We start from the raw sequence: 20252 nt of genomic DNA, 5'->3' as shown, positions 1-20252 counted from the left end.
AGTAAAATATCCATCTGGGCAAAATATCGGTGGCCGACAATCGGTGGCCGACAATTAACCCGTAACAGGGACTTTTTAAAATTCGGGATGACACATGTTTACTGAAATGAATCTTATTTTTCGTTGGTATACTGAATTAGGTCAGCAACCAAACCCGTCCAGCCACATTGGTGGGCAGCTCCGAGTCCTTCACCCGTATCGCCATTGAAATATTCATAGAAAAGGTGCAAATCTTTGAAATGTGGGTCGGTATCAAACTTCTCAAAATCGCCGGTGTTTGGTCGTCGATTTTCGGAATTTGCTTCAAAAATATTTATCAATCGCTCAGCTACTTGCAAAGCGGCATCTTTTATAGACATAATATTACCCGAATTAGTCGGATATTCTATTTCAAAGTCATCACCGTAATATCCATAAAACTTTAATAATGAGTCGATTAATAAGAAGTTAATCGGAAACCAAATTGGGCCCCGCCAGTTAGAATTACCTCCCATTATACTCAAATCCGACTCGGCTGGCGTATATTTCACACTAAGTATTTCTCCGTGTAGATTAAACTGATAAGGCGTATCTTTATGTGATTTTGATAACGAACGAATGCCATAATCAGATAAAAACTCAGCCTCATCGAACATTCGCTTGATAACCATTTTCATACGGTGGCCACGTAGGAGCGAGAGTAAGTGCGTTTCTCCTTTGCCTGGTTCGTTCCATCGAGAAATTAACGATGCTAAATCTGGGCGATTGGTAAGTACCCACTCTAATCGGCGTTTGAAATCTGGTAATTTTGAAAGCATTTCTTCGTCAATAACTTCAACGGCAAAGAGAGGAATCAGACCCACATACGAGCGAATTTTCATGAAGATAGTCTCGCCGTTTGGAGCGTGTAGTTTGTCATAATAAAACTGGTCGGCTTCGTCCCAAAGACCTAAGTCATTGCCCTTAATTGGTTTATTGATGGCAGCCGCAATATGCAAGAAATGCTCGAAGAATTTGGAGGCCATATCCTGATAAACAGGTTTTTCTATTGAAATTTCACACGCAATACGCAGCATATTGAGCGTGTACATGGCCATCCAGCCAGTTGCATCGGCTTGTTCGAGTTTTACGCCCGGAATCTGTGCATTACGGTCGAATACACCAATGTTATCAAGTCCTAAAAATCCACCACCAAAAATATTATTTCCTTCTTCATCTTTCTGATTGACCCACCATGTAAAATTGATAAGCAATTTGTGGAAGATTTTTTCTAAAAAAGCTAGATCACCTTTGCCATCATTATTTTTCTTATCGATCTCATAAACTTTCCAAGTTGCCCAAGCATGAACAGGAGGATTTACATCCGAAAAGTTCCATTCGTAGGCAGGAATCTGTCCGTTGGGGTGCATATAGTATTCGCGAAGCACAACTGCTAACTGACGTTTCGCAAAATCAGGGTCGATTCTGGCGAGTGTAAGCGTATGAAATGCAAGATCCCACGCAGCAAACCAAGGGTATTCCCACTTGTCGGGCATCGACAAAATATTGGCCATGTAGGCGTGTTTCCATGTATTATTTCTCGGGAAAGCCCTGCCCTTAAACTCGAAAGGCATTTTAGGGTCACCTTTTAGCCATTCATTGATGTTGTAGTAGTAGAACTGCTTGTTCCACATCATTCCAGCAAAAGCTTGGCGTTGTATATTTCGTTGTTCTTCAGATTTGATGTCTTTCTGAATATCGTTGTAAAATTCTTCGGCATCTTTAATTCTAGCCTCAAATATTTCATCGAAATCTAAAAAAGCTTTTTGGTTGTGTGAGTTTTGGCTAAACCTTAGTCTGATTGTTTGGCTTTCGCCGCCCTCAATTTTTTTTGTGTATTTTGCTGACGCTTTTGTGCCTATTTTGTTTGGATTAATGGTGGTAGGCTTGCCTGTGAGAATATAATTAGAGATACCATCTTTCACATACATGGCCGTATTGGGCTTTCCAAAAATACGTTCCATGTTGGTTTCATTTTCGCAAAAAACGATTTCATCGGCATTTTCTACGTATAATTTGTATTTGCCAAGAATTTGATGCGAAACTTCAATCTGATTATTGGCTATACCCGTAAGCATTGGGCTTTTTTTATACGCTTCGTAGCCCCAACTCCATGTGTTTCTAAACCAAATCGTTGGGAGCATTGTCAGAATCGCCGCTTTTTTGTTGCGGTTATGAGCCGTAACTTTTATCAGAATATCGTTTTCGTCGGCTTTGGCATATTCAATGAAGATATCGAAATATTCATTATTATCAAAAACTCCCGTTTGTTCAATCTCAAATTCAGTATTCGAGCGATTTCTCAGGCGGTTCTCTTCAACTATTTTTTGGTAAGGAAATTCATTTTGAGGATACTTATAAAGCATTTTCATGTAAGAATGCGTAGGTGTACTATCTAAATAATAGTAAAGTTCTTTAACATCCTCACCATGATTTCCTTCCGAGCCAGTGAGGCCGAATAAGCGTTCTTTGATGATTTTATCTTTATGATTCCAAAACGAAACTGCAAAACAGATGTGTTGTTTGTTATCCGAAATACCCCCGATACCATCTTCTCCCCAGCGGTATGCACGCGAACGAGCCATATCGTGCGGAACATAATCCCATGCATTACCGTAGACACTATAATCTTCTCTGACTGTTCCCCACTGTCTTTCTGATAGATACGGCCCCCATTTTTTCCAACCTTTATTATCTTTCCTTTCGCTTAGGCGAATCTTTTCTTTTATTTCAGTCATAATGGTTACTTTTATCAATTAAGGTTTAGTACATTGTAATTTAAGTAAGTATAACATTTTTTGTGTCTCTCCCTCACCGATGGGGAGGGAAAGAAAGGGTGGGGCTTGTAAGTAATTGATAATCAGTTCATTATGGCCCCTCCCTAACGGCATCGGCCGACCGTCCTCTCCGATGGGGAGCGAACTAAATCAAAACTTACACTATCTTAGTTTACAATGTATTTAGGTTGTAAAGTATTTTATCTTGTCTTATACTAATGTATTTATAATAAGCCAAATACCAGTTTTAAGAAAAGCTGCAAAGGCTATTCGCAAAAATATGAAAAATTATAAATGTTGAAAGTTGATTCGGCGAATAGATTATAATAATGATAAAACTTATTGAAATAATGATAAATTAGTTCTTCGATAAACTTTAATGAAAAAAAAGCCCTCTGAACTTATATCAGAAGGCTTTGAGAGATAAAAAAGTTTTTACTTAATGCGGGTTTTTACAACACTTGCAGCTTTTTGCTTTTCTTCTAATGCAATTCGAGCGTTTTCTTGGTCTTGTTTATTATCGGTTTGTTCTTTTAAAAGTTTTTCGAGTTGTACCTTGTTTTCTTCAATTTCTTTTAAAAGTTTCTCTTTTTCACGTTTGTTTTTTTCGATATCCCTTGCGATTTTATCGCCCGTTTTATTGACCCTTTCAAGGTTTTTTTGAGCTTCCTCTGTGTCTCGTTCGGCCAATCTTACATCTTCGTTTTGCATAGCGAAAGCATAAAAATCTTTCAGAATTTGTTCAACCCCTCTGAATGATTTATTATTTTCCGAAACCATATTACCACCACCTACATCGAAAGATGCAAATATCTTGGTTTTGTTTTTTTGGTCAGAAACAACCTTAGTCATTAAGTTGACAGGGTCAGGAGAAACCTCTGGTATATTTGCGGCTGCAATGTTGAAAGTCTCACGATTTTGAGCCACACCACCATATTTTGAAATAAACAACGACCATTCTTTTTCGATAAATTTTTTCTCAATATTGAGAGTCATATAAAATCCTTCTTTTCGATCTTTACCGAAAACTTCCGAACCACTCAAAATGGTTTGTGCGAAACCTACTAAATTGGCCAGCAGTAAAATGCTTGTGATTAATGCTTTTCTCATAATGTTCAATAAATTTTGTTTGTCATTAAAATTAAGACGCCGATATTATGTTTTTGTAACGATTAATGAAATTCAGAAGAAAAAAAATTATGCCAGCACTGCTTTTCTGCAAATCAATATAATTTTTTGTTTATCCTGATTTTCAGTGGCAAATAAATAATATTCGCCACCATCCTGCAACCCTAATTTCTTTTTTATTTCTTCGGGTTTCATCGGAAAGTTGCGGGTACTTATATTGGCTTTTGGCGTTGGTAATTTTGAAAGAACCTCCTTTTTATCAAATTTACATATATCCTCACAAATAAAACTTCGTCCTGCAAAATTTGTGATTAATTTATCAGAGGTATACAGATGACTATTAGGTGCCAGTTTTGAGAGTGAATTTTGTCCAGCGATTGATCTAAATCCGCCTGCTTTCAAAATCGAAGCGTTGGGTTCATAAATATACCTCATTGGGTTGGCGTACCTAACCGTAGTATTTGTTTCGGTTTCATAATCAAACTCAAATTCTTGAATTTCATCAGTGGCTGTAAAATTTATACAAAATAAGGTTGGGTTAGTGGTTTGGATAGAATTATTACTCAAAAAGAGCAATTCTTTTACTTCATTTTCGAGAGCAATTATATAAACTTTACTAATATTCTGAAGTTGTTCGAGTGCCATTTTTATATCAAGCATCGGAGAGAATTTTACCATATAATTCGGTAGTAAATTTTTGATTGTGAGTAGGTTAGGTTCACAATCTTCGATCTTGAAAACTTTATTTTTGGCATCATCTCTACGATGTGGATCTATATAGAAGTTTTTTATAGACTGATTGTTCGATTGGGCAAAAAGTATAGAATTTTCGTTTAAAACTTCAATATTTTTTTGTTCTAAGACCTCAAAATTATGTTTTGCTACGAGCGTCAACGATTGATTCTGTTCGACATAAATCACAGCCTCTGAAACTTTTGATAATGCCCAGCTATCAAGTCCCATTCCTCCAGTTAGGTCGGCACATTTTTCAGTACCAAAGTTTTGTGCAAAAACTTGAGCTTTAAAACGAGCAGTTATTTCAGAAGAGGCCTGTTCGACCGATAGTGGCGGTGGAAAAATTACGTGCTCATTGGCATACCACGATGGAAGTTTATGCTTTGCTTTTTGTCGGGAAATGTATTGTTCGGCTATTAATCTTAGAAAATCGGCATCATATTTTTTTTGGAACTTTAGAATAAATGCCTGAATATCATCGATTTGATTTTCATTGATGAACTGCCGAGCTGCTTTTAATTTTTCTATCATTTTTTTGATCAAATGAAAATAATTTCAATCTTCATTCTTCAATCTCCATTCTTATATTCTAATTTTGGTAAAAATTAGACCGCAATATTATGCTTAGTTTTTGGGAAAAAGATGTTTTTTTGAAAAAATATGATGTCGTTATTGTAGGAGCGGGGTTTTCGGGACTTTGGTTGGCTTATTTTTTGAAAAAATATTCCCCAAACACGGAGATCGCGATTCTCGATTCAGGTGTATTACCAACTGGTGCAAGTACCAAAAATGCAGGATTTGCGTGTTTCGGTAGCCCAACCGAACTACTCGAAAATATTACGGTTATGGGTCATGATCAAGCATTATTTTGGGCCGAACAACGCTATTCAGGAATAAAAATGATTGCTCAGCATTTTGAGTCTGAGATTGATTATGAAAAATGTGGTGGAACTGAACTTTTTGAGGACAAGAATATTTTTTTGGAAACAAAAGAACAGTTATTGTCCATAAATAACTCATTAAAAAAAATAGTAGGAGCTGACCAACATTTTGTTGTTGATGAAAAAATAATTAGTCGAGCGGGTTTTTCGGGTTTTCAATATGCAATAAGCAATGTCGTTGAAGGTTCGATTCATAGCGGCAAACTCGTAAATTCTTTGATAGAAAGACTACACGCTCTAAAAGTAAAAATATTTTTTGGAGTTGAAGTCGAGCGATTTGAAGAAAATTCGCAAAATGTAGAGATATTCACAAAGAATCAAATGGTTTTTAATGCCAAACATCTGAGTATCACAACAAATGCTTTCACAAAAGTACTTCTTCCCGATATTGATCTTTATCCTGGACGCGGACAAGTGATTATAACCGAGCCAATTGAAGGATTGAATTGGAAAGGTACTTTTCATTTTGATCAAGGCTTTTATTATTTCAGAAATTATAAAAATAGGGTGTTGTTTGGCGGTGGAAGAAATCTTGATTTTCAGACCGAAAACACCGACAAGTTTGATTTGACCGAGAAAATTCAGAATCGATTAGAGCAATTACTTTACAATAATATTCTACCAAAGTTAAGAGATATCAAGATTGAACACCGTTGGAGTGGAATCATGGCGTTTGATAACACCAAACTACCTTTCAGTAAATGTCTGAGCGAGTCAGTATCGGTTAGTGCCAGAATGAATGGCATGGGTGTTGCCTTGGCACCAACTTTATCCGAAAAGCTTGCCAAAGAAATTATTGGCCAACAGATTTTTTGAGTTTTCTACCTAAAATCTTTAAAAAAAGCAATCCATTTCTAATTAGTTGTCGACCAAACCTTCAAAATGGTAGAATTTTTTCAATCATTTTTAGGGTATTAAGGTTTAATTGTTACTTTTGCATAAATAAAACTTATTATTTTCATAAATAAAATCAATAATGCTTTATCGGATCTTGGTAATAATACTTCTTATGATGGTCGAGGTTTCGACCCTTAGAGAGTGTTTTTCTGAATTTAAGCAGCAAATTGAGGTTCAAGATATTGAAGATAGTAGTGAATCAGAAGATATTTCGAAGGAGTTTACTTTAGAAAACTACCTAGTTGAAAGTTTATGTTTTCAATTTAGAAGTGCATTCAACCTAAACATAAATACAATTTGTGATCATATTGCTACAATTATCCGTAATCCTTTTCAGGTTATAGATTCGCCTCCTCCCAAGCAATAATTTTTGTATCCTCATTTTTCCAAAACATTTTACCTCTTCAAAATTGACAGAAACTATGCCTCTGGGGCTAGTTCAATGATCTACTATTTACCTTGGGTATGTGCATTCATTGAATTACGCTGAATGGGTAAGTTTATAGGTCTTTTTTTATAAACAATATGAAAAATTTTAATTTAAAGTACATCAAAGCAGATGTTTCTGCTGGCTTGGTTGTCTTTTTGGTCGCTCTTCCTTTATGTCTTGGTGTAGCTTTAGCTTCTGGGGCTCCGCTTATTGCTGGAGTAATTGCGGGGGCTGTAGGGGGGATCATCGTTGGTGTATTAAGTGGCTCACAATTGGGCGTGAGTGGTCCGGCGGCTGGTTTAACAGTGATTGTTTTAAATTCTATTAGCGAAATCGGGTCCTATAATTCATTCCTTTTGGCGGTAGTTTTGGCGGGCTTTATTCAAATTATTTTAGGGGCTGTCAAAGCAGGCGTAATTGGCTACTATTTTCCTTCATCGGTTATTAAAGGAATGCTAACAGCCATCGGTATCATTATTATTCTGAAACAAATTCCTCATGCTATGGGAATTGATTTAGACTACGAAGGCGACGAAAGTTTCTTTCAAAATGATGGACAGAATACATTTTCAGAACTGGCTAGAGTAACCGAACTATTTAATGAAGGTGCATTAATCATTGGCTTAATTTCCTTAGGTATTATGATTCTATGGGAGCAGTCGTTTATCAGACGCAACGCTGTTTTGGGAATGATTCCTGGAGCTTTGGTAGCTGTAATCGTGGGTATTATCCTGAATAATGGACTAACAGTATTGCCAGCATTGTTTCATCTCGAAAGTAATCATTTGGTTTCATTACCGGTTACCAATTCGGTCGGAGATTTTGTAAACCTCTTTCAAATACCAAATTTTTCGGCTATAACTAACCCCGTGGTTTGGAAAGTAGCATTAGTGATTGCGATTATTGCCAGCCTTGAAACACTTTTGAGCGTGGAGGCTACTGACAAACTTGACCCAGATTCGAGAATTACACCAACTAATAGAGAATTATTGGCACAAGGCACAGGAAATATAGTATCGGGATTATTGGGTGGGATTCCGCTTACACAAGTAATTGTAAGGAGCTCAGCTAATATTCAAGCTGGCGGAAAAACAAATTTATCAACCATTGCTCATGGATTGATACTATTGATTTGTACGCTTGCCATACCTACTTTGCTCAATCAAATACCGTTGTCATCATTGGCTGTAGTGCTAATAATGGTAGGATATAAATTAGCGAAACCCACTATTTTTAAGCAAGTTTATAAAGAAGGACAGGATCAGTTTGTGCCTTTTGTAGTTACGGTGCTCGCAGTGGTATTTACGGATTTATTGAAAGGTATTGGCATTGGGGTTCTAGTTGCTATGCTATATATTTTATACACTAATTATAAAGGCTCGATGTCGTTTATGCGAGAGGGGCGTAATGTATTGATTCAATTCAATAAAGATGTTTTTTACTTTAACAAGTCTGAATTGAAACAAAAATTACTGTCGCTTCAGGAAGGTGACTATCTTTTTGTAGACGGAACTAAGGCCTCGTTTATAGATCATGACATTTTTCTGACTTTAGAGGAGTTTCAGAAAGAAGTGAAGAATAGAAATATAGAAGTAGAATTTAAAGGGATTTCAAGAAAAAAAATTAATTATAGAACTAGCAATGCAAACGTATCAAAAACTCTTACTGGCGAATAAAGCTTGGGCTGCCGAAAAACTACGTGTCGATGAAGGTTATTTTGAAGAATTAGCTTCGCATCAAAATCCAGAATTTCTTTGGATTGGCTGTGCTGATAGCCGTGTACCTGCCGACCAAGTAACTGGGACTCAGCCCGGTGATATTTTCGTTCACCGGAATGTAGCAAACTTGGTGGTTCATACTGACATGAATATGTTAAGCGTACTTCAATACGCTGTTGAGGTACTGAAAGTAAAACATATACTAGTAGTTGGTCATTATAATTGTGGTGGTGTGAAGGCCTCAATGGATAATAAAGACTATGGCTTAATCAACAAATGGCTTCGAAATATAAAAGATGTTAACGTAAAACACCATGATGAATTAAGTAAAATTGAAGATTTTCAAGCAAAATTTGACCGACTCGTTGAGTTAAACGTCACGGAGCAAGTACGCAATTTGGCAAAGACTACGATCGTTCAGAAAGCTTGGGCAAGTGGTGATTACCCTCATCTTCATGGCTGGGTACTTGATTTAAAAACCGGACTTATTAAAACAATAATGGAGATTTTACCCGACGATTTAGGCTCGATTGAAGAAGTGTATCGTTACGACATCAGTGTGCCAGTCGGCTCATTGGACGAATCGATGTCGTAAAAAATATTTTGAAATTATTAAAATTGAAAGGCCATCAATCTACTAGATTGATGGCCTTATTGATAAGTTGTGTGTTTGAAATTGCATGATGCTAGCATCTAAAGTGTAATTATTTTTCCGAAATTGGGAAGCTTACACCAACATTTAAGTTAAAAGCTAGGTTATTATAGTTTGTGTTTGGAGTTTTCGTGATGTCAACAAAACCTCTGTTTAGGCCTGCATCTACATTCAACCAAGTACGAGATTTTAATCTATAATTGAAGCCCACACCAGCTAAGCCACCAAAATCGAAGTTATTGTAAGCATTTTGGCCGTCTGCTTGTTTTATTACATCTCCATTTGAATTATTAGCTTGCAGTAATGTTCCGGCATAGAGTCCTGCAAATAATTTAGGACGAAACTTATTTCCCTCATCACCGAAATAGTATACGCCAGTTACTGGTAGCTGAATATAGTGTAATCTTGTGTGATTATCCACTGTCTTACTTTTATCACCTAATTGTGAGTATAATAACTTTGCTGATATTCCCCAGTGACTATCAATACTGTAATTTGCAAAACCACCGAGTGCTAAACCTGGAAGATATTCTGTTGTTGGATCTGAAACAATTGTTGAAACATTTACGCCAACCATCGGGCCAATTGATAGGGTTTGAGCCGAAACCAGCTTCATGTTCATTAAAATTACTGCTACTGCAAAAATGATTTTCTTAGTCATTCTAAATATGTTTTTGTTAATAATAATTCTGACGAGATAATTTTTTGTAAAAATAAACTCTCAGACACACCACTATGCATAAAAAATGTGTTCCACCCTCCAATGCTATTACTTGATCGAAGTATATGGGTAATGTTGGGGAAAAATATCCACGTCTTACCCTGTTTCGAGATATTGTGTCATTCGAAACGCTGTTTTCCACACATCACAAACTTGAACATTAATTATTTGAAGAATATTTTTTTAAATAAAATGAAATAAAATCTTGAAATAATCTATATTTGCTAATAAAGTATATCTTTGCTAAAAATATATAGATATTATGAGCCTCCCAAACTGCCCCCAATGTGATTCGAATAACATCTCTCGTAATGGTATAATTAAAGAGCGTCAACGCTTTAAATGTAAAGATTGCGGCTATAATTTCACTGTCGAAAAGATAGGCAAAAGCATCGAAAGCTACTATGTGATTAAAGCTTTACAACTTTATATCGAGGGTGTAAGTTATCGTGAAATTGAGCGTTTATTGGGCGTGAGCCACGTTTCTGTTATGAATTGGGTAAAAAAATACCAAGTAAAGATACCGAAGCAAACGCTGTATCATCCTACCTATAAAGTGATGAATCATAAGGAGTTAGCCGAATTTTATGCGAATCGAGATAACCTAAAAGGAGCAGGAATGATTGTCACTGAGCTTGGTGATAAGTTTATGTTGATAAAATGGGAGCGGTTCAAGAAATGAGTCGCCTTTCTCTTTATAAAATAAAAATTCAAATAAAATCTTTAAAAAGTGCAATTATTTATTTGTTTATTTCATAATAGCTTTATTTTCTATGTTATTCTGAATTTTATGAAAATGTTTTAATTTAACTTGTGTAAAATTTTGAGAATGAGTATTTTTGTAAAATAAAATTTTGAAAAATATAATTTAAGTAGAGAATAAATAGTGCTTTTTGAGGAAAAACGAGTACAATGAATTCTATCCATTATTAGCAAAGCTATATCAAGGATTTGTGTCTCGCGGGTTTTTATGAAAGTTTTGTGTCGTCTTAAGCGACGTACAACAAAACCATAATAAAAGACCTAATATGAAAAAATTACTATTTACCTTTTCACTTATTTTACTAAGCTATGGGTTCATCAACGCACAAGGCTCTCCGGAGTATGGTGGTGGAATCAAGCTAAATGTTAATCCCGAAGGTTCTAAGTTTATTCGTTTACTTACATGGAATCAGATTTGGTTCAGGGGTACACAACTAAATCCCGGTACAACCATTGCCGGAGAAGCTGCCAAAACAAATTTTGATATTTCTGGCCGTCGTTTACGTATGTTGGCCTACGCACAAATTAGCAAACGCTACATGGTACTCGCTCACATCGGAATCAATAACCAAACATTCATAAATGGTGGAGGCTCTGGCACAACAGGCACGGGCGGCTACGGAAATGGAAAGAAACCACAAATTTTCTTTCACGATGCCTGGAACGAATATCACGTAGTTTTACCGACCAAAGAAAATAAGAATTCAAGTTTGAGTGTTGGTGCAGGCTTACACTATTTTATGGGTATTTCTCGCATGACAATGGCTTCAACACTCAACTTTATGGCAGTAGATTCTCCGATTTTCTCGTGGGCAACTATTGATAATGCCGACCAGTTTGCTCGTCAATACGGGTTCTTTGCTAAAGGTAAATTGAATAAATTAGAATACCGTTTGGCAATGAATAAGCCTTTCAGTACAAGTTTAGCACCGGCCAATGTAACCGATGCTTCAAAAGCTACTGCAGTTGATAATAATGGCAGAAGTAATTGGGCAAAAACTGCTTATGTCGAATATCAATTCCTTGATAATGAATCAAATTTATTGCCTTTCAAAGTTGGTACATATTTAGGTACAAAGCGTGTATTTAATATCGGAGCAGGTTTGTATAGCCAAGCCGATGGCACGAAGTCTTCAGTAAACGGAAAACTCGAAAGCCATAATGTAAACTTGTTGTCGGTAGATGCTTTCTTAGATATGCCATTTGGCGATAAGTCAAAAAATACGGCAGTAACTGCTTACGCTGGATACTTCAATTATAATTTTGGACCAAATTATATCCGAAACATCGGTATCATGAATGAAGGTGTAGTAAATGCAGCTTATGAAGGAAGCGGAAAACTGATGTCAGGTGCAGGAAATGCCCAACCAATGATTGGAACAGGTGATATTTTCTATACGCAAGTGGGTATTTTAATGCCAAGGGGAAGCGAAAAACCAAAAATGAGGGTGCAACCATTTACCGCATTTACTTATAAAAACTTTGATGCACTGCCTAAGGCTGTAACCAATTTTGATTTAGGCGTAAACTGGTTGATTGATGGCCATCATGCAAAAATTACCACTCAGTATTCGTTGCGTCCGGGAATCGAAACCGCAACAGCCAAGCAAAAGCATTTAGGCGAATTTATTGCACAATTACAAATCTATTTATAAAACTCAACTCTATTATTACTTAAACCCTTAATTGATTAGCACTATGTCTGAAAGTAAAAAAAGCTCGATGTTCTCGATAATTGGAGCATCATCAGTCGGAACGATGATTGAGTGGTACGACTTCTATATCTTTGGAAGTTTGGCTACAATCATTTCTACAAAGTTTTTCCCTGCTGGCCCAGGGAGCGAAACACTATCTTTTCTATCAACCTTAGCAACATTCGCAGCGGGTTTTGTTGTTCGCCCGTTTGGAGCATTGTTCTTTGGCCGTCTCGGAGACTTAATTGGTCGTAAATATACCTTCATGGTTACATTACTATTAATGGGAGGAGCTACTTTCACCATTGGTATCATTCCCGCCTACGAAACCATTGGTGTTGCCGCACCATTATTAGTTTTACTTTTGAGATTACTTCAAGGACTTGCCCTTGGTGGTGAGTACGGCGGTGCTGCAACTTACGTAGCCGAACACTCACCAGCCAACGAAAGAGGTTACATGACCTCGTGGATTCAGATTACTGCCACCGCAGGTTTGATTGTTTCTTTAATCGTAATTGCTCTCACGAAAGCCATTTTGAGCAAAGAAGATTTTGATGCTTATGGCTGGAGAATTCCATTCTTAGCTTCAATTTTGATGGTCGGTATTTCTTATATTATTCGTAGAAATATGCACGAATCTCCGTTATTTTCGAAAGCAAAAGCTGATGGAAAAACTTCTACCAATCCTTTGAAAGAATCTTTCGGAAATAGGTTAAATTTCAAATTTGTATTGTTGGCTCTATTGGGCGTAACAATGGGGCAAGGCGTAGTTTGGTACACAGGACAATTTTATGCGATGTCTTTTATCGAAAAAATTATGAATGTACCAAAAGAGCAAGTTGATAGCATTATGATTTGGGGATTATGTCTCGGAACGCCTTTCTTCGTAGTATTTGGTTGGTTATCTGACCGCATCGGTCGCAAATGGATTATGATGGCGGGTATGTTGGTAGCAATTCTTTCTTACCGCACAATTTACTCAAAAATGTATGAAACCGCCGATATTAAAGGTAAAACCGAAATCGTAGAAAAAGCCACTTCGGTTGCCGAGTTGAAAGAAAATGCCAAAAATAAAAATGGCGGTGTTGACTCAGTTTATACAGTAACAAAAGCATTTACAGACGGAACAACTTACAAAGAAGTTAAAACTAAAACATTGAAAAATGGTGCAGTTGAAATCAGCGAGAAAGATGGCAAACCAATCATTGAAACTAAGAAAACCGTAACAATCAACGACACCGACAAGTGGACACTTACTTGGTTAGTATTTATTCAGATGTTGTTCGTAACGATGGTTTATGGCCCAGTAGCTGCATTTTTAGTTGAAATGTTCCCAATCAAGATTCGTTATACATCAATGTCGTTGCCTTATCATATCGGAAATGGTATTTTCGGAGGTTTACTTCCTGCCATTGCTACCTTCTTGGTATCGAATGCACAGAAAGTAAACAGCGTAGCAGCCGAGTCGGGTTTAGCTCCAGTTATCGAAAAACCTTATTTAGAAGGTCTTTGGTATCCGATAATTCTTGCAGGTATCTGTTTCGTTATCGGAACAATCTACTTAGATGGAAAAGATAACAAAGTTAACGATTGATTTGTACTCGTAGGGGCGTCCAAATCGGACGTTCTTACATAAATGATAAATCTTTAATACATAAAAACATTAATACAATGAATGCTATAAAACGAATTTTAGGAATAGTTTGGATATTAATCGGTATCGGTGCGGTTTACTATCTAATTGTAAATCAGGCAATTATGCTTTGGGAAAAAGGTGGAGAAAACGTTATCCCAGCTATTATTTACACCGTAATTCTCTGCCCAATGATTGCGGGAGCTTTAGGAACATTCGGTTTGTATTCGCTACAAGGCGAGTTCGATTCCAAGGATTGATTAAAAAAAAGTAGTCGATTTCTAAGCCGTTCGACCACCCAAAAGAAAATAAGTAAATTACCATAATAAGTAAGGCTTAGGGTTTAATAGAGCAATGTATGCCAGTTGAGGAAAACTCCCGTTGGCATACATTCTTATTTTGGGGGTGTGTTCTTATTATTTCCCCCGTGCGACGGTCGCTCCTTTTTGTAAGTAGGGTTGTTAAGTTCTCGAAAAAAGCTCCCCTCTCCAATCGGAGAGGGGCTGGGGGTGAGGTCAAAAGGCATCAAAATGTGGTAAAATTGTTGCGTTTTAACCCCACCCTAAATCCCTCCCCGATGGGGAGGGACTTTAAAAATAGAGAACTTAACAACCTTCCTTGAAAAAGGAGGGGATATTTTTTCCGAAGTAAATTTTTAACTATACTTATTTAGCAAAAATAGCTAAATAAATCTTTGAATAGTACCATGTTAGTCGTAGCTTAGTGCTATTAATTCAACTCCCTAAATGAAGCAACAAAGAGCCATAGCAATAACGATTTTACTGGTGTGTTTATTCAACTTTCCTCTTCTATCGTTGTTCAACAAAACCATTTTTGTGTTGGGTGTGCCGCTTGTTTATGTTTATGTATTTAGTGTTTGGGCGGTAGGAATTATCATCATTGCCATGATTGCAGAATCTAAAAATGTAGAAGATACACAAGAGCATGAATAGCTACATTTTAGGACTGATTTCGATATATTATCTGGCATTTTTGTTTATTGTGGCTTATCAAGCCGAACAAAAATCAAAGAATGCCAAAAGCATTGTTAGTAATCCTAACATTTACGCACTTTCGTTGGCGGTTTATTGTACGGCTTGGACTTTTTATGGAAGCGTTGGGCGAGCTTCAACTGATGGTTTAGATTTTTTGGCGGTTTATATTGGGCCGACGTTGGTAATGTTTTTGGCATTTCCGATTCTACTAAAAATCATTCGTATCAGCAAAACCCAACGCCTAACGAGTATCGCCGATTTCATTTCGTCACGTTATGGCAAAAATCGTTCTTTGGGAGTCTTGGTAACTATCATCTGTTTACTATCAGGGATTCCGTATATTGCTTTACAACTGAAAGCGATTTCAAATAGCTTCGGGATGCTTACCAGAAGCACTTTGAATAATAATATTTTGGTTGACCATACCTTTTATATTGTTATTCTATTGATACTGTTTACCATTCTGTTTGGTACACGAAATGTAGAAGCTACCGAACGCCACGAAGGAATGGTAACGGCTATAGCGGTCGAATCTATCATTAAATTAATAGCCTTTTTTGCAATCGGAATTTATGTGACTTACTATCTTTTCAATGGTTTTGAAGATATTTTCGATAAAGCCACGATTCTCGCTGCTGCCAAAAAGAATTTCGTACTTGAGAAAGAAAGTGGTATGTCGATGTGGTTTTGGCATACTTTGTTGGCCACAATGGCTTTTTTGTTTTTGCCTCGTCAGTTTCAAGTGACAGTCGTTGAAAACGTCGATGAAAAATACATTAACCGAGCCATGTGGATGTTTCCGCTGTATATGTTGCTCATCAATATTTTCGTGATGCCCATCACATTGGCTGGTGGAATCATTTTTAATGGGCAAGCGATTAATTCCGATATGTTTGTATTATCAATTCCTATGCATTTTTCAAATGAATTATTGGCTATACTAACATATATCGGAGGGTTTTCGGCCGCCACTGGTATGATTATCGTCGAAACAATTGCTATTAGTGTAATGGTTAGTAATAACTTGTTGATGCCAATTTTCTTGGGAATTCCTACCTCAAAAGAGCTAATTAATCGAAATCCGAGTGGGGTTATTCAATTTATGCGACGTCTTTCGATTGCTCTTATCATATTTTTAGGGTATTTCTATTTTAAGTTTATTACCGAAAAATATTCGTTAGTGTCAATCGGTATGACGGCTTTTGTGGTGGTAGCTCAGTTTGCACCATCGGTATTAGGTGGTATTTTCTGGAAACGAGGTACGCAAAAAGGAGCAATGGCTGGTTTGGTAGGTGGTACTTTAGTTTGGTTTTTTACGCTTATCATTCCATCGCTGGTTAGTTCGGGGGTGATTTCAGATAAAATTATGACCGATGGATTATTCGGAAATGCTTTGCTAAAACCTTACGAATTATTCGGTATGATGGGCATGGATAATATTTCGCATGCTACTTTCTGGACCTTATTTTTTAATACTGTTTTTTATTTTTTCGGCTCTTTGTGTACTAAACAGACCTCAATTGAGCATAATCAGGCTGTTTTATTTGTTGATGTTTTTCGTTTTTCAAAAGGAATCGAAAATTCGGTTGTTTGGCGTGGAAAGGCATTAGTGAGCGATATAAAATCGCTTTTGGAGAGTTTTTTGGGTGCGAGCCGTACGGAGCGTATCGTTCGAATCTTTGCGACTCGCAATAACATCAATCTTAATACTCGCTATGCCGATGCTCGTTTTGTAAATTATTCTGAAAAACTACTTTCAGGAATAGTTGGGACGGCCTCTGCACGGATGATGGTGTCGTCGGTGGCAAAAGAAGAAGAGATTTCTTTGAATGAAGTCGTAGAAATTTTGAAGAAATCGCAAGAGTTGATGGCCGTGAATAAAGAATTGAAACAGAAATCGCAAGAATTAAGATTGCTTACCGAGCAGCTTCAGGCAGCCAATGAGCAGTTGAAAATGACCGATAAACTCAAAGATGATTTTTTATCGACCGTTACCCACGAAATTCGTACGCCGCTTACTTCGATAAAAGCTCTGTCAGAAATCTTGTACGATAATGATGATATCGAACATTCAGAAAGACAACATTTCTTGAATACCATCATCAAAGAATCAGATCGCTTGAGTCGCTTGATAAATCAAGTATTAGATTTAGAAAAATTTGAGTCGGGTAAAGTAAGAATCGTTAAAGAAGACTTGAATCTCGAAGAAATTATCAGAGATTCAGTCGATTCGATAGAGCAACTGGCTAAAGAGAAAGGCATCGAAATCAAGCAAATTATTGATAAAAAAATGCCAACTTTTAAAGGTGACCGAGATAGAATTATGCAAGTAATGCTCAATTTACTCTCAAATGCCCTAAAGTTTACTGAACCAAACAAAGGAACGATAACTATCACAGCTTACGAAAAAGGTGGTAGTTTGCATGTAAGTGTGATTGATGATGGGTCAGGAATTGCCAAACCTTATCAAGTGTTGATTTTTGATAAGTTTTATCAAGCACACGACCAGACCATCAAAAAACCAAAAGGAAGCGGCCTCGGTTTGGCCATTTCCAAACGTATTTTAGAGTTACACAATGGCACGATAGGCGTTGAAAGTGAAGTCGGAAAAGGCTCAAAGTTTTCGTTTGAGATTCCACTTGAATGATAAAGTGTAAGACAAAGAAAGGATTTCTAAGCAAAACATAAATTAAAATCTGATACAACAAGATTTACGACAATGAATATCCAAAAGAACATAAAAGTATTAATCGTTGATGATGAGCCAAATATCTTGCTTTCGTTGGAGTTTCTGATGAAAAAAGAAGGCTTTATTGTCTTTATTGCCCGAGATGGAGAAGAAGCGTTTGACATCATCAAAAGAGAGCATCCAAAAATCGTCTTGCTCGATATTATGATGCCCAAAGTAGATGGCTATGAAGTTTGTCGATTTATCAAAGGAGGAAATGATACCAAAGAAACGAAAGTGGTTTTTTTGAGTGCCAAAAGCAAAGAAGCCGATATTGAAAAAGGGTATAGCGTAGGAGCCGACTTGTATATTCCGAAACCATTTTCAACCCGTGATTTGGTGAAGAAAATCAACATGATGGCTTCGGGGGTAGTGAGCTAATGATAGAATGAGTGAATGCTTCAATGAATGAATCAATATCGAAATATATTTATGATGAAATAGAAAAAAGTAAAATTTATTTTATTCACTCATTCTATCATTCACTCATTCAAAATTAAACTTGTACAACAAAACTATAATAAAAGTAATGAACTATGACTCATTTTACAGGCGAAGCATTGACCAACCCGAAGCATTTTGGGCTGAGCAGGCTGACAAGATAGCGTGGTACGAAAAACCAAAAACGATTCTCTCGCAGGATAAAAATGGTTTTTATCGTTGGTTTGAAGGTGGGTTGATGAACTCTTGCTACTTGGCGGTTGATTACCACGTTGAGCAGGGTAGAGGAGATAAAACCGCAATCATCTACGATTCGGCAGCAACAAAAAAGGTCGTTAAATATACCTATGCCCAAGTACAAGCCGAAGTTGCAAAAATTGCTGGAGCTTTACAGACTTTGGGCGTATGCAAAGGCGATACTGTGGTACTTTATATGCCCATGATTCCCGAAGCGGCATTTTCGATGTTGGCTTGTGCGAGATTGGGGGCTGTTCATTCAGTAGTTTTTGGGGGATTTGCTCCGCATGAATTGGCCATCAGAATTGATGATGCTCGACCCAATGTAATCATTTCTGCTTCTTGCGGAATTGAGTTCGATAAAGTGATTCCGTATAAACATCTACTCGACGAAGCCATTCATTTGGCCGAACATAAAGTATCAAATTGCTTAATTTTTCAAAGACCGATGCTTCAAGCAAGCATGGTTAATGACCGAGATATTGATTTTATTCCCTATGTAAATGCCTCAAAACCAGTTGGTTGTGTGGCGGTCAATGCCACTGATCCACTTTATGTACTTTATACTTCGGGAACTACGGGAAAGCCAAAAGGAATCGTCAGAGACAATGGCGGCCATGCAGTAGCACTAAACTTTTCGATGGAATATATTTATGATGTCAAGCCCAATGAAGTTTTTTGGGCAGCATCAGATGTAGGCTGGGTTGTTGGGCATTCTTATATCGTTTATGCTCCACTGATTTATGGTTGTACGACCGTATTTTTTGAAGGAAAACCAGTTAGAAACCCCGATGCCGGAACATTTTGGCGAGTAATTGAAGACCACAAAGTAAATGTTTTCTTTACCGCTCCGACCGCTTTCAGAGCTATTAAAAAAGAAGATGCCGAAGCAAAATTAAAAGCTAACTATGATACTTCTTCTTTGAAGTCTATCTTTGTGGCTGGAGAGCGTTGTGACCCTCCAACCCTCGAATGGCTTCAGCAAATAGCCCAAGTACCAATCATCGACCACTGGTGGCAGACCGAAAGTGGTTGGGGAATCGTGGCAAATATGATGGGAGTAGAGCAGTTTCCTGTGAAAGCAGGCTCTGCAACCAAGCCAGTTTGTGGATTTGATGTGCAAATTTTGGGTGAGAATGGTCAACAGCTCGGAGCAAATGAAGAAGGTTATGTGTGTTTAAAATTGCCACTTCCGCCAAGTTGCTTGCCGACACTTTGGAACGACGACGAGCGTTTCAGAACTTCATACCTCAACAAATTTGATGGTTATTATCTCACAGGAGATGGTGGCTACATCGACGAGGAAGGTTATGTTTTTATCATGGGCCGGGTTGATGATGTGATTAATGTAGCTGGGCATCGCCTTTCAACTGGTGAAATGGAAGAAATCGTTGGTTCTCATAAAGCGGTTGCCGAATGTGCCGTGGTTGGGATTGCTGACGAACTTCGTGGACAACGACCAATTGGTTTGGTGGTGCTGAAAGATGGAGCCGATTTTACACAAGATGAAATGGAACATGAGCTGGTTCAACTCATTCGTGAGCAAATCGGGGCGGTTGCATTTTTCCGCAATGCCGTGGTTGTGAAGCGTTTACCAAAAACTCGTTCGGGTAAGATTTTAAGAAAAACAATTCGTCAAATTATTGATGGTGAACAATTTACAGTTCCTTCAACGATTGATGATGTGAATATTTTAACAGAAATAGAAGAGTGTATCAGGAACAGAAAAATTGGAGTTTTTCAGT

General features: G+C 37.3%; 15 protein-coding genes. 11 read left to right on the top strand and 4 right to left on the bottom strand.

Going from position 1 to position 20252, the window contains the following annotated elements:
- Nucleotides 1-113: 113 nt before the first annotated feature.
- From ACOVO2_RS01535 to ACOVO2_RS01525, 3 genes are all read right to left on the bottom strand, one after another.
- The gene (locus tag ACOVO2_RS01535) at nt 114-2756 is read right to left on the bottom strand and encodes an MGH1-like glycoside hydrolase domain-containing protein (protein ID WP_421768275.1); all 2643 of its coding nucleotides are present in this window, start codon (nt 2754-2756) and stop codon (nt 114-116) included.
- 474 nt (nt 2757-3230) lie between these two features.
- On the bottom strand, nt 3231-3905 hold the full coding sequence (locus tag ACOVO2_RS01530; RefSeq protein WP_421768274.1) for a hypothetical protein: 675 nt from the start codon (nt 3903-3905) through the stop codon (nt 3231-3233).
- A gap of 87 nt (nt 3906-3992) precedes the next feature.
- Nucleotides 3993-5189, bottom strand: coding sequence for a class I SAM-dependent methyltransferase (locus tag ACOVO2_RS01525; RefSeq protein WP_421768273.1), 1197 nt, complete (start codon nt 5187-5189; stop codon nt 3993-3995).
- Nucleotides 5190-5278: 89 nt separating this feature from the next.
- Between ACOVO2_RS01525 and ACOVO2_RS01520 the strand changes: the two genes are divergently transcribed.
- The 3 genes from ACOVO2_RS01520 to ACOVO2_RS01510 all read left to right on the top strand — a co-directional run bounded on the left by ACOVO2_RS01520 (nt 5279) and on the right by ACOVO2_RS01510 (nt 9239).
- The gene (locus tag ACOVO2_RS01520) at nt 5279-6415 is read left to right on the top strand and encodes an NAD(P)/FAD-dependent oxidoreductase (RefSeq protein WP_421768272.1); all 1137 of its coding nucleotides are present in this window, start codon (nt 5279-5281) and stop codon (nt 6413-6415) included.
- A 606-nt stretch (nt 6416-7021) separates the two neighbouring features.
- The gene (locus tag ACOVO2_RS01515; protein WP_421768271.1) at nt 7022-8602 is read left to right on the top strand and encodes a SulP family inorganic anion transporter; all 1581 of its coding nucleotides are present in this window, start codon (nt 7022-7024) and stop codon (nt 8600-8602) included.
- Nucleotides 8568-9239 carry a carbonic anhydrase gene (locus ACOVO2_RS01510; protein ID WP_421768270.1) on the top strand — a complete coding sequence of 224 codons (672 nt, stop codon included), beginning with the start codon at nt 8568-8570 and terminating at the stop codon, nt 9237-9239. Before ACOVO2_RS01515 ends, ACOVO2_RS01510 begins: the two co-directional genes overlap by 35 nt.
- Before the next feature lie 109 nt (nt 9240-9348).
- Here the strand turns inward: ACOVO2_RS01510 and ACOVO2_RS01505 are convergent, their stop codons facing one another.
- On the bottom strand, nt 9349-9957 hold the full coding sequence (locus tag ACOVO2_RS01505; RefSeq protein ID WP_421768269.1) for a porin family protein: 609 nt from the start codon (nt 9955-9957) through the stop codon (nt 9349-9351).
- Nucleotides 9958-10279: 322 nt separating this feature from the next.
- On the opposite strand from ACOVO2_RS01505, the gene ACOVO2_RS01500 reads away from it, so the two are divergent.
- From ACOVO2_RS01500 to ACOVO2_RS01465, 8 genes are all read left to right on the top strand, one after another.
- Nucleotides 10280-10699, top strand: a complete 420-nt coding sequence (locus ACOVO2_RS01500) for a transposase (protein WP_421768268.1) — start codon at nt 10280-10282, stop codon at nt 10697-10699.
- 346 nt (nt 10700-11045) lie between these two features.
- Entirely contained in the window at nt 11046-12434 is a 1389-nt protein-coding gene (locus tag ACOVO2_RS01495) for a porin (RefSeq protein WP_421768267.1), read from the top strand.
- A 43-nt stretch (nt 12435-12477) separates the two neighbouring features.
- The gene (locus tag ACOVO2_RS01490; RefSeq protein WP_421768266.1) at nt 12478-14067 is read left to right on the top strand and encodes an MFS transporter; all 1590 of its coding nucleotides are present in this window, start codon (nt 12478-12480) and stop codon (nt 14065-14067) included.
- 77 nt (nt 14068-14144) lie between these two features.
- Nucleotides 14145-14366, top strand: a complete 222-nt coding sequence (locus tag ACOVO2_RS01485) for a DUF6814 family protein (RefSeq protein WP_421768265.1) — start codon at nt 14145-14147, stop codon at nt 14364-14366.
- A gap of 486 nt (nt 14367-14852) precedes the next feature.
- The gene (locus ACOVO2_RS01480) at nt 14853-15059 is read left to right on the top strand and encodes a hypothetical protein (RefSeq protein ID WP_421768264.1); all 207 of its coding nucleotides are present in this window, start codon (nt 14853-14855) and stop codon (nt 15057-15059) included.
- Nucleotides 15052-17748, top strand: a complete 2697-nt coding sequence (locus ACOVO2_RS01475; protein WP_421768263.1) for an ATP-binding protein — start codon at nt 15052-15054, stop codon at nt 17746-17748. The genes ACOVO2_RS01480 and ACOVO2_RS01475 overlap by 8 nt, the downstream gene beginning before the upstream one ends.
- A 72-nt stretch (nt 17749-17820) precedes the next feature.
- Nucleotides 17821-18210, top strand: a complete 390-nt coding sequence (locus ACOVO2_RS01470; protein ID WP_188766325.1) for a response regulator transcription factor — start codon at nt 17821-17823, stop codon at nt 18208-18210.
- A 148-nt stretch (nt 18211-18358) separates the two neighbouring features.
- The coding region (locus ACOVO2_RS01465; protein WP_421768262.1) for a propionyl-CoA synthetase at nt 18359-20252 on the top strand (1894 nt) is incomplete at its 3' end.

Origin of the sequence: Emticicia sp. (assembly GCF_049241225.1) — a bacterium.
In the GTDB taxonomy this organism is placed as follows: domain Bacteria; phylum Bacteroidota; class Bacteroidia; order Cytophagales; family Spirosomataceae; genus Emticicia.
This window is presented reverse-complemented; position numbering and strand designations above follow the sequence as displayed.

Coding starts and splice junctions, on each gene's coding strand:
- ACOVO2_RS01535 (WP_421768275.1), bottom strand. CDS start 2,756: ATGACTGAAATAAAAGAAAAGATTCGCCTAAGCGAAAGGAAAGATAAT.
- ACOVO2_RS01530 (WP_421768274.1), bottom strand. CDS start 3,905: ATGAGAAAAGCATTAATCACAAGCATTTTACTGCTGGCCAATTTAGTA.
- ACOVO2_RS01525 (WP_421768273.1), bottom strand. CDS start 5,189: ATGATAGAAAAATTAAAAGCAGCTCGGCAGTTCATCAATGAAAATCAA.
- ACOVO2_RS01520 (WP_421768272.1), top strand. CDS start 5,279: ATGCTTAGTTTTTGGGAAAAAGATGTTTTTTTGAAAAAATATGATGTC.
- ACOVO2_RS01515 (WP_421768271.1), top strand. CDS start 7,022: ATGAAAAATTTTAATTTAAAGTACATCAAAGCAGATGTTTCTGCTGGC.
- ACOVO2_RS01510 (WP_421768270.1), top strand. CDS start 8,568: ATGCAAACGTATCAAAAACTCTTACTGGCGAATAAAGCTTGGGCTGCC.
- ACOVO2_RS01505 (WP_421768269.1), bottom strand. CDS start 9,957: ATGACTAAGAAAATCATTTTTGCAGTAGCAGTAATTTTAATGAACATG.
- ACOVO2_RS01500 (WP_421768268.1), top strand. CDS start 10,280: ATGAGCCTCCCAAACTGCCCCCAATGTGATTCGAATAACATCTCTCGT.
- ACOVO2_RS01495 (WP_421768267.1), top strand. CDS start 11,046: ATGAAAAAATTACTATTTACCTTTTCACTTATTTTACTAAGCTATGGG.
- ACOVO2_RS01490 (WP_421768266.1), top strand. CDS start 12,478: ATGTCTGAAAGTAAAAAAAGCTCGATGTTCTCGATAATTGGAGCATCA.
- ACOVO2_RS01485 (WP_421768265.1), top strand. CDS start 14,145: ATGAATGCTATAAAACGAATTTTAGGAATAGTTTGGATATTAATCGGT.
- ACOVO2_RS01480 (WP_421768264.1), top strand. CDS start 14,853: ATGAAGCAACAAAGAGCCATAGCAATAACGATTTTACTGGTGTGTTTA.
- ACOVO2_RS01475 (WP_421768263.1), top strand. CDS start 15,052: ATGAATAGCTACATTTTAGGACTGATTTCGATATATTATCTGGCATTT.
- ACOVO2_RS01470 (WP_188766325.1), top strand. CDS start 17,821: ATGAATATCCAAAAGAACATAAAAGTATTAATCGTTGATGATGAGCCA.